The organism is Comamonas sp. MYb69 (assembly GCF_037479315.1).
GTDB lineage: Bacteria > Pseudomonadota > Gammaproteobacteria > Burkholderiales > Burkholderiaceae_C > Comamonas.
This window is the reverse complement of the sequence record NZ_JBBGZG010000012.1, coordinates 103,821-116,501: the sequence shown is the minus strand read 5'-3', so window position 1 is coordinate 116,501 and position 12,681 is coordinate 103,821. Positions and strand designations below refer to the sequence as shown.

Below are 12,681 nucleotides of genomic sequence, written 5' to 3'. Positions count from 1 at the left end.
CAGTGATAATGGCGGGCTATGAGCGGCAATACCTTCGGCACCTTATTTACTGTTACCAACTTTGGCGAATCCCATGGCCCGGCGATTGGCTGCGTGATTGACGGCTGCCCACCGGGCATGGCGTTGAGCGAGGCAGATATCCAGCAGGACCTGGACCGCCGCCGCCCCGGCACCAGCAAGTTTGTCACCCAGCGCAATGAGCCCGACAGCGTGGAGATCCTCTCGGGCGTCTACGAGGGCAAGACCACGGGCACGCCGATTGCGCTGCTGATCCGCAATACCGACCAGCGCAGCAAGGACTACTCGAATATTGCGCAGAGCTTTCGCCCCGGCCATGCCGACTATGCCTACTGGCACAAGTACGGTATCCGCGACCCGCGTGGTGGCGGCCGCTCCTCGGCCCGCCTGACGGCGCCCACGGTGGCCGCTGGCGCCGTGGCCAAAAAGTGGCTCAAGGAGAAGTTCGGTACCGAGTTCCGCGCCTGCATGCTGCAGGTGGGCGAGGTGGCCCTGCCTTTTGAGGACTGGGCGCATGTGCCCAACAACCCGTTTTTTGCGCCGGTGGCTGATGTCAGCCGCTATGAAGACTATATGGATGCGCTGCGCAAGTCGGGCGATTCCTGCGGCGCGCTGATCCGCGTGCAGGCCAGCGGCGTGCCCGTCGGCCTGGGCGAGCCGCTGTACGACAAACTCGATGCCGACATCGCCTACGCAATGATGGGCCTCAATGCCGTCAAGGCCGTCGAGATTGGTGCCGGTTTTGACAGCGTGGCCCAGCGCGGCACCACGCATGGCGACTCGCTCAGCCCCCAGGGCTTTCGCAGCAACAATGCCGGCGGCATTCTGGGCGGCATCAGCACCGGCCAGGACATCGAGATCCGCATCGCTATCAAGCCCACCAGCTCGATCATCAGCCCCCGCGAGTCGATCGATACCGAGGGCAAGAGTACCGAGGTCATCACCAAGGGCCGGCATGACCCCTGCGTGGGCATCCGCGCCGCACCGATTGCCGAGGCCTTGCTGGCCATGGTGCTGATGGACCATGCGTTGCGCCACCGCGCCCAGAACAGCGATGTGGTGCAGGCGGTGGGGCCGATTGCCGCCGAGGCGCCGCAAGACTGACAAGGCGCAGCCCGGGCAGGCTCGGTGGCCGGCCCCCAAAGAAAAATGCGAACCCAGGGGTTCGCATTTTTTTGTGCCTCAGTCCTTTTTACGGGCGCTGTCTTTCTTGGGCTCGGGCGGCGGGGTCGTCACCTCGTCGACGATGGACTTGAACTGGTCAATGTCCTCGAAGCTGCGGTAGACGCTGGCGTAACGGATGTAGGCCACCTTGTCGAGCTTTTGCAGCTCGGCCATGACCAGCTCGCCGATCAAATGCGTCTGCACCTCACGCGCACCCAAGGTGCGCAGCTTGTCCTCGACATGCTCGAGCGCCAGGTCCACCTTGTCGATGGGGACTGGGCGCTTGCGCAGCGCCAGGCTGAATGAGCCGCGCAGCTTGCTGCGGTCGTAGTCGATGCGCCGGCCGTCCTTTTTGACGATGACCGGCAGGCTGACTTCGGGCCGCTCATAGGTGGTAAAGCGCTTTTCGCAGTTGCCGCACTGGCGCCTGCGCCGTACAAAGCCGCCATCTTCTGCAACACGGGTCTCCACCACCTGGGTATCGGGGTGGCTGCAGAAGGGGCATTTCATAGGCGCGGGCGCTGCTCAGATCAGCGGTAGACGGGGAAGCGTGCGGTCAGGGCGTTGACCTTGGCGCGCACGGCAGCGATGTTGGCTTCGTCCCGTGGGTTGTCCAGCACATCGGCGATCAGGTTGGCCGTGAGGCGCGCCTCTTCGTCCTTGAAACCACGGGTGGTCATCGCGGGCGTACCGATACGGATACCGCTGGTGACCATCGGCTTTTCCGGGTCGTTGGGGATGGAGTTCTTGTTGATCGTCATGTGGGCAGCGCCCAGCACGGCTTCGGCTTCCTTGCCGGTGATGCCCTTGGCGCGCAGGTCCACCAGCATCACGTGGCTTTGGGTGCCGCCGGAGATGATGCGCAGGCCGCGCTCGGTCAGGGTCTCGGCCACGATGCGGGCGTTGGTCTTGACCTGCTGGGCGTACTGCTTGAACTCAGGCGTCAGCGCTTCCTTGAAGGCCACCGCCTTGGCTGCGATCACGTGCATCAGCGGGCCGCCTTGCAGGCCAGGGAACACGGCCGAGTTGATGGCCTTCTCGTGCTCGGCCTTCATCAGGATCACGCCGCCACGGGGGCCGCGCAGGCTCTTGTGGGTGGTCGTGGTCACCACGTCGGCGTGGGGCACGGGGTTGGGGTATTCGCCAGCGGCGATCAGACCAGCGTAGTGGGCCATGTCCACCATGAAGATCGCGCCCACGTCCTTGGCCACCTTGGCAAAGCGGGCAAAGTCGATTTCCAGCGAGTAGGCCGATGCGCCAGCGATGATCAGCTTGGGCTTGGTCTCGTGCGCCTTCTTTTCCATGGCGTCGTAGTCCAGCTCTTCCTTCTCGTTCAGGCCGTAGGAGACGACGTTGAACCACTTGCCGGAGATATTGAGCGGCATGCCATGGGTCAGGTGACCGCCTTCGGCCAGGCTCATGCCCATGATGGTGTCGCCGGGCTTGAGGAAAGCCAGGAAAACCGCTTCATTGGCCGATGCGCCGCAATGGGGTTGCACATTGGCAGCATCGGCGCCGAACAGCTGCTTGACGCGGTCGATGGCCAGCTGCTCGGCGATATCAACAAATTCGCAGCCGCCGTAGTAGCGCTTGCCTGGATAGCCTTCGGCGTACTTGTTGGTCAGCTGGGTGCCTTGGGCCCACATCACGGCGGGGGAGGCATAGTTTTCGCTGGCGATCAGCTCGATGTGCTGCTCTTGGCGCTGGTTTTCGGCCTGGATGGCCGCAAAGAGTTCTGCGTCGGTCTGTTCGACAAGGATGTTACGTTGGTACATGGCGGTCGTTGGAGTCAGAAGTGAGCCCTGCCTGCCAACAGTGAGGTTGGCGAAAACAGGGGCTGCCCAGGCGCACGGCTAACACGTGGCGGGTGCGGGGGGCGATGCGCTCGCCCTGGCACTGCACGGTACGCTCCCCGGTGGTTGCTGCAGGCCGGGCCTGCATTCCACGTCAACAATCCGGTCATACAGATGTCTATCGCCAGTCGCGTACCCGGCTAGTGTAGCCGAGGCTGCACCGGCCTGGGGCAATGGGTTTATCGCCACGTCTGGATAAAAACCGGTTCCGGGAACTGTGCCAGGGCCAGAAAAAACAAAAGCACCCGGCTGGGTGCTTGTGCGAAGAGGGCGATGGGCCGGAGGGGCTGGTCAGGAACCCATGGCCACGGCGGTGGCCTCGGCCTTGGCCGCTGCTGGCAGCGCGGCTTGCTTGTCGGCCAGGGCCACGGTTTCAGAAGCGTTGCCCGCAGCTGCGCTGTTGCTGGCGGCCTTGGCCTTGTCGGCCACGGTGCCGGCTGCGGCGGGCGTATCCGCCTGGGCCGACAGCGAAGGCTTGGCAGCGGGAGCCACCGGGGCCTTGGGCGTGTTGCTGCGGCCTTCGGCCACTTGCTTGATGCGGAAGTGCTCGGCCATCACCTTGGCGGCGTAGCCACCGTCGGTCGGCAGGTTGGCAGCGCCCACATAGTATTTGAGGCCGCCTTCGAGCGAGCCGGCGCGCTCGATGCACTCTTGCAGCACCTTGACGCCCACGCGCAGGTTGGTCACCGGGTCAAAGGCCGCAAAGTGGCCGCCGAAGTGCTCGTACTTGTCGGTGTGGATCTTGGTCATCACCTGCATCAGGCCTTGCGCACCCACCGAGCTTTGGGCAAAAGGGTTGAAGCTCGACTCCACGGCCATGATCGCCAGGATCAGGGTGGGGTCCAGTTTGGTTTCCTTGCCCACCAGGTAGGCTTCGGAGACGAGCACGGCCAGGGGCTCTGGCGCTACGCGGTATTTCTTGGCCAGCCAATAGGCCACATTGGCCTGGTTGCGGGGCAATTGCTGGGGGTTGCTGGCGGTGGCACGGTCCACGGCAGCCACCATGGCGGCATCGTCGCCAGTGGATGCGTCGGCATCGGCACCTGCCAGGTCAACGGCAGGTGCATGGGTGCGGGCCTGCAGCCAGCTGCGCAATTGCGCCTCGCCGGCGTGGCGCAGATCGTCGCGCGACACCAGGGTGAGGGCGCAGAACGCCACCACCAGACCGATCAAAGCAAAACTGTTGTGTGCCATGGTCATCAGACCACGGCTGATGGTGGCGCTCAATGAGCGCGCACCGGCATCCACTTGCGCGGGAGCCGTCATAGGGATTTTTCCTTTCTAAGTCCCGCCACCTCCAACAAATAGCCCGGCGGATAGTGCACCGGGCTGGGGTCTGGCAGGGTGGAGCCACACTGTCCTGTGTGGTCTCCGGCAGGCTGTCTGCGTTGCAGACGGCCCTTTGTCGTTTCAAGCACGCTCTTGCGTGTCAGGGGCTACGATCAAAACACCGTGAGGGGTGTTGACTAAAAAATCAGCAATCAATGCAATGGGCTGAATTCTAGAAGCTTGCTTAATACCCAGTCAACACTATTGAATTGGAGAATGAGAAAAAAAAGTAATAAAAAAACGTGTATAGCGGGCTGCTGTAGGGCCGGATCCGGGCAGGAGCGGCAGCCAGCCCTGCAGCGGGGATGGCAGGCAGAAAAAGCACCGGATCGGTGCCCTGTCGGGGACCCGGTTTTATGGGTTCAATAGCTTGTATTTAATCTTTTAAATACATTGATTGATATAAAGGATGCAGCAAAAAGTCAATCTTTATCAAATGCTGCGCGGCTGTTGTGCTCTATTTTTGGTGTAGCGCGCAGCCCCATTTGCGCTTTTGCAGCCCAGGGCGGTGCCTGGGTGCCGCCTGCGCATAGGCGCACAGAACCGTTGCGGACCGCGCAAAACGCTGGCCTGATTTGGGCGGGCAGGTCTTGGTCATCATGCGGTCATCTGCGCCGACACAAATTTCACCTGAAAAGGCCAAAAAACTGTATAAAAACCAGGATAAAACAGCCAATAACCCATAGCTACATCAGGTTTTTGGCATTTATACCTGGGTAGAACGCCGATGGACGCAAAAAAGCAGGGCCTGGCGTTGTGTTTTTGCGGCTCCACGCTGCGGTTTAGCATGCCGCAGTGTGAAAAGCATCGCGGTGTTTGAGGAGGGCGGACGGGCGGATGCCCGATCCGGCTGTTGGATCCATGCATCGCGGCATCGCCCCCTGCTGCTTTCGACCATGGCCGTGCCGCTACCGTAGGGGGTGCCGCCATAGAAACTGCGTTTTTCCTCTATATATAGAGAGGCACACCGTTTCCTGGGGCAGCCTGCAGGATTTGAACGATTGTGAACCAGCGACAGATGCCGCTTTTGTGTGCTAAGCCAGCGCCGCCACAGCGGCTTATTTGTGCACAATGGATCTTGGGCCTGCCATCGCAGCCATGGATACCATGGGGTGGGCCGTACTGACTCTGAGTGAGGATCATCGCCGTGAGCGAAACGCAAGAAACAAACAAGAAAAAGGTCGTCGCGATGCGCTGGTTGCGCCGGCTGGGATGGTGCCTGCTGGCGCTGCTGCTGCTGTGGGCGCTGTCGTGGCTGCTGCTGCCCTGGCTGCTGCGCACCCAGGGGGAGAAGCTGGGCACGGAAAAACTCGGGCGGGCGGTGCATATCGGGGCGGTGGAGTTCAAGCCCTGGTCGCTGGAGCTGACCGTGCGCGACCTGCAGATCGCCGGGCCCCAGGCAGACAGCGCGGCGATGCTGGCGGTCGAGCGCATCTATGTGGATGCCGATATCCAGTCGGTGTTCAGGCTCGCACCGGTGCTCGATGCCATCCAGGTGGACAAGCCCGTGCTGCGCATCGCGCAGACCGCCCCCGGGAAATTTGACTTTGACGACATTCTGCAAAAGCTGCGCAGCCCTGAGCCGCCGCCCGATGACGGCAAGACGGCGCACTTTGCGCTCTACAACATCGAGCTCAAAGAGGGGCAGGTGGTCTTCCGCGACGATACCGTGGGCCAGACCCATGAACTCCAGGGCCTGCAGCTGGGCATTCCTTTTCTGAGCAACCTCGAATCCAAGCGCGAGATCAAGGTGCTGCCCCAGCTGGCCTTTGTGCTCAATGGCAGCCAGTTTGCCAGCCATGCCGAGGCCACGCCCTTTGCCGATGACCGCAAGGCCGAGGCCCAATTTGCGATCAAGGACCTCGACCTCCAGCCCTACCTGGCCTATATTCCCGCGTCCTTGCCCGTCAAGCTGGTGGCTGGCGTGCTCAATGCCGACCTGGCTCTGGCCTTTGAGCAGCAGGACAAGACGCAGGTGCGCCTGAGCGGCGAGGTGCATGCCAGCGGTGTGCAGCTGCACGACGCGGCCGGCGGCGAATTGCTGGGCTGGGAGCGGCTGGATGTGCAGCTGGCCGATGTGCAGCCCTTGCTGGGGCAGGTGCATATCGCCCAGCTGGCGCTCGATGGCGCGCAGCTGTCGCTCAAGCGGGGCAAGAATGGCCAGCTGAGCCTGCTCGATGCCCAGGGCCAGGCAATACCGCGCCGGGCTGAGGATGCCCCGCAAGCCGCCAAGTCCACAGAAACCGCTGCCGCAGCAGACAAGGCGGAGCCTGCAACCTCCGTGGCCAGTGCAGATGGTGCAAGCCCCGAAGCGAAGGACGACAAGGCTGACAAGGCCGACAACGCGGACTCTCAGGCAGTCGCTGCCGAATCTGGTGCATCCGCAGGCAAAGCCAGCAGCGGCCAAGCTGCCTGGTCGGTGCGGGTCGATGCGCTCAAGCTCAGCCGCCTCAAGGGGGTTTGGGTCGATGAAAGCGTGCCGCTGCCTGCGCGCGTACAGCTCGATGACTTCAGCATGGAGGCCCAGCAGATTGCCTGGCCCTTCAAGGAACCTTTCAGTTTTGAGGGTTCGTCGGGGCTGTCGGGTGCCCAGGGTGTGCCGTCTACCGGCCGCCTGGTGTTTTCGGGCAAGGCGACCGACCAGATGGCCGAGGTGGATGTGAGCACCACGGGCCTGCCGCTGCAGCTGGGGGCTTCTTATTTGACCGGGGTGATCGAGCCGGGCCTGCTGGGCACGATCGACAGCGAGATGCACCTGAGTCGCCAGGGCACGGCGCTCAAAGTCGCGCTGGCGCAGATGCGCGTGTCGGACGTGGCCCTGCAGTGCAACAGCAAGGCCAACTGCGCGCCGCCCCATGGCCCTGCGATCGGCCTCAAGGGCAAGAACAACCTGCTGGAGCTGCGCCAGCTGCTGGTCAAGGATGCCGTGCTGGATACCGAAGCCCAGCAGGTCAAGCTCGGTTCGGTGCAACTGGTCGAGCCAGTGCTGGGTGTCTCGCGCGCCAAGGATGGCCGCATGATGTTTGAGGACTGGCTGGTCGCATCGCAGGCCCGCCAGAATGAGGCCAAGGCGCCCGCAAAGCCTGCCAGCGCCAGCAAGGCCGCAGCCAGCAAACCTTGGGATGTGCAGCTGGACCTGGTCGCCATCAAGGGTGCCCAGCTGGCCTTCCAGGATGAATCGACCGCCCGCAAGGTCGCCTTTCGCCTGATCGGCTGGGATCTGGAGCTGCGCGACTATGCGCCGCTGGCGACCAAGGCCAAGCCCTCGCCGCTCAAGCTCTCAGGCCGGATTGGCAGTGGCCGCGCCGAGCCCGGCCGCATCGCCTATGACGGCAGCCTGGGCCTGGCGCCGGTGTCGGCCATGGGGCGCCTGAATGTGAGCCAGCTGCCCATCCACGCCTTTGAGCCCTATGCGGCGGCCCTGCTGCCGGTGCGCCTCATGCGCGCGGATGCCAACTTCCGGGGCACGGTGGACTATGCGCAATCGGACAAGGGGCCAGTGCTGCATGTCAAGGGCGATGCCGGGCTGGACGATGTGCGCGTGCGACCCCTGGTGGCCGCCGCAACGCCGTCCAGCAGCGACGACGCAAGCGACGACGACGGCAATGGCGCGAGCGAGACCGGCCGCAAGGCGGCTGCAGCTGCTGCCAACCGGGGTACCGGTACCTTGGGCATTGGGTTGATGGGGGCGGGCGATGACCTGCTGAACTGGAAGCTGCTGAGCCTGCGCGCCCTGGCCGTGGACATGGTGCCGGGCCAGCGCATGAAAGTGCAAGTGGGCGAGACGGCCTTGACCGACTTTTATGCGCGCCTCGTGGTGCAGGAGAACGGCAAGCTCAATCTGCAGGACCTGGGCGGCAGCAGTGCTGCGGGCGCTGGCAATACGGCGGCACCGGCTGAAGGCGTGGTGGTCGAGGCATCGGGTGCTGCAGCGGTCAGCCCACCGGCTGCACCAACTAAGCCCGAACCCGCCACGGGGCCCATCATCGACATGGGCCCGATCACGCTGGCCGGCGGTACCGTCAAGTTCAGCGACCAGTTTGTGCGGCCCAACTACTCGGCCGACCTGTCCGAGCTGGCCGGGCGCATGGGCGCGTTCTCGTCCGAGCCAACGGCCGGCCAGTTGCAGCTGGCCGAGCTGGAGCTGCGCGGCAAGGCCGAGGGCACCGCGTCGCTGGAGATCACCGGCAAGCTCAACCCGCTGGTCAAGCCGCTGGCGCTCAATATCCATGGCAAGGTGCGCGATCTGGAGCTGTCGCCGCTGACGCCCTACAGCATCAAGTACGCCGGCCACGGTATCGAGCGCGGCAAGATGAGTGTGGACGTGCAGTACGACGTGACGCCCGAGGGCCTGCTGACGGCCAGCAACAAGCTGGTGCTCAACCAGCTGACCTTTGGCGATGCGGTGCAGGGCGCGCCAGCGAGCCTGCCGGTCAAGCTGGCTGTGGCCTTGCTGGCTGACCGCAATGGAGTGATCGACCTGGACCTGCCCATCAGCGGCTCGCTCAACGATCCGCAGTTCCGCCTGGCGCCGATCATCTTCAAGGTGATTGGCAACCTGATCATGAAGGCGGTGACCTCGCCGTTTGCGCTGCTCTCGGGCGCCTTTGGTGGTGGCAGCGAAGCCAGCCATGTGCCTTTTGCCCCCGGCAGTGCGGTGCTGGATGCGGACAGCAAGCAAAGCCTGGACAAGGTGGCCAAGGCGCTGGAAGACCGGCCGGCGCTGCAGCTGACCGTTGCCGGCCAGGCCGACCTGGAGCGCGAGAAGGATGGCTGGCGCAAGGCCCGCATCGACGACCTGGTGTTGGCCCAAAAGCGCCGCAGCGCGGTGCGCGCCGGTGGCAAACCCGAAGACGTGCAGGCCGTGAGCGCTGCCGAGTACCCCGCCTTGCTCAAGGAGGTGTACAAACGTGCCGATATCCAGAAGCCGCGCAACCTGGTGGGCATGGCCAGCGACATCCCGGTGGCCGAGATGGAAACCCTGCTGCTGACCAGCATCAGCGTGCCCGACAATGCGATGCGCGAGCTGGCACTGGCCCGGGGCGTGACGGTGCGTGACTACCTGGCCAGCAAGGGCGTCAAGCTCGAACGCCTCTTCCTGGGCAATGCCAAGACCGAGGGTTTTGGCGAGGACAAGGACTGGACGCCGCATGCCGAGCTCAGTCTGGCGCCGCGCTGAGCGCTGACAGACCATTGAACAAGGGCTGGGCCGCAGGGCGCCAGCCCTTTGTTTTTGGCCATGCTTGGGTTGAATTACCTTATAGCGATGCCCGTGTGCTTGGAGTCCTCGCCAAACCGGGTCAAAATAGCAACCTGGATGCAGGCCAGGCAGTTTCGCAGAGACTCCCTCGGGCCGGCCTCCCTCTTTTTTATGTGCCAATGGCTGCATTGCGCTGCGATGCAGGCCGTATTTACGACTGAACTGACTCCATGTTCCCCTTTATCTCGCGCAACAAGACGCCCGAAACCCCTGAGCCCGCACCCGCACCCGCCAAGGCGGCCGCTGCCCCCCATCCCCTCGATGGCGTCACCGGTGGTGCTTTCTCGGCTGCCACCTCGGGTGAGCGTGCAGCCAAGGTGCGCGAATGGCTGGCAACCAACCCGGGTGCCGAGCAGCTGCAGGAAGTGTTCAAGGAGCTGTCTGCCCGCGACAAGGGTGCCGCCAAGGCCATCCGTGAGCGCATGGACGAGATGCGCCGCGCCAAGGGCCAGGAAGCCATCGCTGCGGAATGGGCCGAGAAGGCCGAGAAGCTGCTGGGCGCCTCCAAGCTGAACATTGCCGATGCCCTGGCCTGGCAGCGCGACGCGGCCAAGGCTGGCGCGCCGCTGTCGCGCGAGCCGCTCGCTGCGCTCAAGATCCAGCTGGCCGACCGCATCAAGACGATTGAAGACCTGCAGCACCGCGTACAGGTGCAGCGCGAGGCCGCCGTGCTGCTGGCCCAGCGCGTCGAAGTGCTCTCCACCAAGTCCTACAAGGATGCCCAGTCTGCCGAGACGGCACTGGCCACCGATGTGCAGCATTGGCAGGACCAGGCCGCCGTGCTCGAAGGCGATGCCAGCTGGGGCAGCGTCGAAGCGCGCTACCCGAGCATGCTCGAGGCCTCCAAGTCGCAGCTGCTGCTGGTCTGGGATGCGTTCCAGTCGGCCCTCAAGCAAACCCTGGCTGCCGCTGAAGATGCGCAAGCACCGCTGCCCACGGTGCCGGTCTGGGCCGACGAGATCCGCGCCGGGCGCGGCCTGCCCACCGAGGTGGAGCAAGCAGCCGCCCGTGCTGCTGCCGCCAAGCCCGCTGCGGATCCGCAGGAAGCCAAGCGCGCCAAGCATGCGGTGCAAGAAGCGCTCAAGGCCTTGCAGGCCCACACGGCCGAAGGCCATGGCAAGGGCGCATCCAGCGCGGCGCAGCAGCTGCGCGCTGCCCTCAAGCAGCACGGCAAGCTGATCGACCAGGACCTGGAATCGCAGGTCAATACCGCGCTGATCGCCGCCGGTGAACTCGAAGGCTGGCAGCGCTGGAGCGCCGACAAGGTGCGCGAGGAGCTGCTGGCCAAGGCCCAGGGCCTGCTCGCCCGCCCCGAAGGCCAGGAGCTGGGCGGCCGCAAGCTGCAAGAAGCGCTGCGCCAGCTGCGCGAGGACTGGAAGAAGGCCGACCAAAGCGGCCCCACCAACCATGCGCTGTGGAAGAAGTTTGATGAGGCCTGCAACGCGGCCTACAAGCATGTCGAGGTCTGGCTGTCCAAGGTGCGCGAAGAGGGTGCCAAGCACCGCGCCGAGCGCGAGGCCCTGATTGCCGAGCTCAAGGGCTGGGTCGAGGCGCACAAGCCATCGACCGACTGGAAGCGCATTCAGCGCGACCTGTTCCAGTTTGGTGACCGCTGGCGCGCCAGTGGCCATGTGGGCGAAAAGGCCTATGCCGAGCTGCAAGAGGCCTGGAAGACCGCGCTGCACGAGGCCTCTGCGCCTTTGCATGCAGCCCAGAAGCAGAGCATTGCGCGCCGCGAAGCCATGGTGGCCCAGGCGGTGGAGCTGGCCGCTGCGCCCAACCTGAATATTGACGCCGTGCGCGAGCTGCAGCGCCAGTGGCAGACCGAAGCCCAGTCCGTGCCGATGGACCGCCGCCATGAGCAAAAGCTCTGGGATGCGTTCCGCAAGCCCCTCGATGAAGCCTTTGCCCGCAAGACCCAGCAGCGCGAACGTGTGCAGCACCAGCTGAGCGCCCGCGACCAGGCCGTGCTCGATGCCTCCAAGGCGCTCGAAGCGGCCAACCACAGCGGCGATGCCGCCCAGATCCAGGCCGCGCTCGATGGTTTGCAGCAAGCGCTGCAGGCCCAGCAAGCCCCGGTGGCGGCCGAGCCTGTTGCCGCTGCAGCAAAGGCAGCCGCGCCAGAAGCGATCGCAGCAGATGCGGCAGCCGTAGCGGCGGCAGCGCCTGCGGATGCGGAGCAGCCAGCAGAGCCGGCAGCCCAAGAGGGTGCCGATGCAGAGGCCGCTGCTGCCTCGGGACCAGCGCCAGCACCTGTAGCCCCCAAGCCCGTGATTGCCCAGCGCAGCGGCGATGACCGCCCTGGTATGCGCCGTGATGCGCCCGCAGCCGCTGGCCGCCCTGGCAAGCCCGGTGGCGATCGCCGTGACAGCCGCGATGGCCGCGACAGCCGTGGCCCACGCAGCGACCGTGGCCAGGAGCGCCGTGGTGCTGACGACCGCTTTGGCCGTGGCGACCGCATGGACCGCGCGCCGCGTGAAGACCGGGGTCCCCGTCTGGGCGATGCCGCCTTCCGCGCCCAGCGCGATGCGGTGGAGCATGCCCAGGCAGCACTGCGCAAGCTCGCCACCCAGGCCCATGGCCAGGCGCTGACGCAGATGATGGAGGCCTGGAGCAAGCGCGATGCCGCGCTGCTGCCCCAGGCCCAGGATCTGGGACGCCTTGCCAGCGGCTCGCGCAACAGCTGGAGCCACGCCATTGCCGCACCTGCCGCAGGTGATGGCCGCGAAGCCATGCTGCGCCTGGAGATGGCCGCCGAGGTGCCCACCCCAGCCGAGCACATCAATGCCCGCCGTGCACTGCAATTGCAGCTGCTGACGCGCCGCAATGATCCTTCGCCGCAAGAAACCTGGCAGCAGGATGTTGCCAAGGTGCTGGCCACCGGCAGCGACGAGGCCTCGGCCCGCCGCCTGCAAAATGCCTTGAAGGCTTTGCTGAAGAAGTAAGCCTTCTACAGCGCCTCCCCCACAACGCCCTGTGCTTGAACGCCAGGGCGTTTTTTCATGGGCCTGGTGCTGGGCTTACCTGGTGGAGAGGGGTGGGGTGAAAGGTGGGGTC

6 protein-coding genes and 1 riboswitch are annotated in these 12,681 nt (G+C 64.7%); of the genes, 3 read left to right on the top strand and 3 right to left on the bottom strand.

What is annotated here, in order from left to right:
• The first annotated feature begins 18 nt into the window (after positions 1-18).
• On the top strand, positions 19-1,122 hold the full coding sequence (aroC, locus tag WH303_RS17050; RefSeq protein WP_339519926.1) for a chorismate synthase: 1,104 nt from the start codon (positions 19-21) through the stop codon (positions 1,120-1,122).
• Between the two features lie 78 nt (positions 1,123-1,200).
• Here aroC and nrdR read toward each other — a convergent pair whose 3' ends face one another.
• From nrdR to WH303_RS17035, 3 genes are all read right to left on the bottom strand, one after another.
• On the bottom strand, positions 1,201-1,692 hold the full coding sequence (gene nrdR / locus WH303_RS17045) for a transcriptional regulator NrdR (protein ID WP_021028724.1): 492 nt from the start codon (positions 1,690-1,692) through the stop codon (positions 1,201-1,203).
• Between the two features lie 20 nt (positions 1,693-1,712).
• On the bottom strand, positions 1,713-2,957 hold the full coding sequence (gene glyA, locus WH303_RS17040; protein ID WP_021028725.1) for a serine hydroxymethyltransferase: 1,245 nt from the start codon (positions 2,955-2,957) through the stop codon (positions 1,713-1,715).
• A gap of 57 nt (positions 2,958-3,014) precedes the next feature.
• Positions 3,015-3,177, bottom strand: a riboswitch (ZMP/ZTP riboswitch).
• Positions 3,178-3,326: 149 nt separating this feature from the next.
• Positions 3,327-4,301 carry a lytic transglycosylase domain-containing protein gene (locus tag WH303_RS17035; protein ID WP_312986507.1) on the bottom strand — a complete coding sequence of 325 codons (975 nt, stop codon included), beginning with the start codon at positions 4,299-4,301 and terminating at the stop codon, positions 3,327-3,329.
• Between the two features lie 1,210 nt (positions 4,302-5,511).
• Between WH303_RS17035 and WH303_RS17030 the strand changes: the two genes are divergently transcribed.
• The gene (locus tag WH303_RS17030; protein ID WP_339519923.1) at positions 5,512-9,543 is read left to right on the top strand and encodes a DUF748 domain-containing protein; all 4,032 of its coding nucleotides are present in this window, start codon (positions 5,512-5,514) and stop codon (positions 9,541-9,543) included.
• 251 nt (positions 9,544-9,794) lie between these two features.
• Positions 9,795-12,569: a DUF349 domain-containing protein gene (locus WH303_RS17025; RefSeq protein ID WP_339519921.1), complete on the top strand. Its 2,775-nt coding sequence runs from the start codon at positions 9,795-9,797 to the stop codon at positions 12,567-12,569.
• The last annotated feature ends 112 nt before the right edge of the window (positions 12,570-12,681 follow it).

Bases quoted from the DNA above. Each gene is read 5' to 3' on its own strand.
- aroC (WP_339519926.1), top strand. From the start codon at position 19: ATGAGCGGCAATACCTTCGGCACCTTATTTACTGTTACCAACTTTGGC.
- nrdR (WP_021028724.1), bottom strand. From the start codon at position 1,692: ATGAAATGCCCCTTCTGCAGCCACCCCGATACCCAGGTGGTGGAGACC.
- glyA (WP_021028725.1), bottom strand. From the start codon at position 2,957: ATGTACCAACGTAACATCCTTGTCGAACAGACCGACGCAGAACTCTTT.
- WH303_RS17035 (WP_312986507.1), bottom strand. From the start codon at position 4,301: ATGACGGCTCCCGCGCAAGTGGATGCCGGTGCGCGCTCATTGAGCGCC.
- WH303_RS17025 (WP_339519921.1), top strand. From the start codon at position 9,795: ATGTTCCCCTTTATCTCGCGCAACAAGACGCCCGAAACCCCTGAGCCC.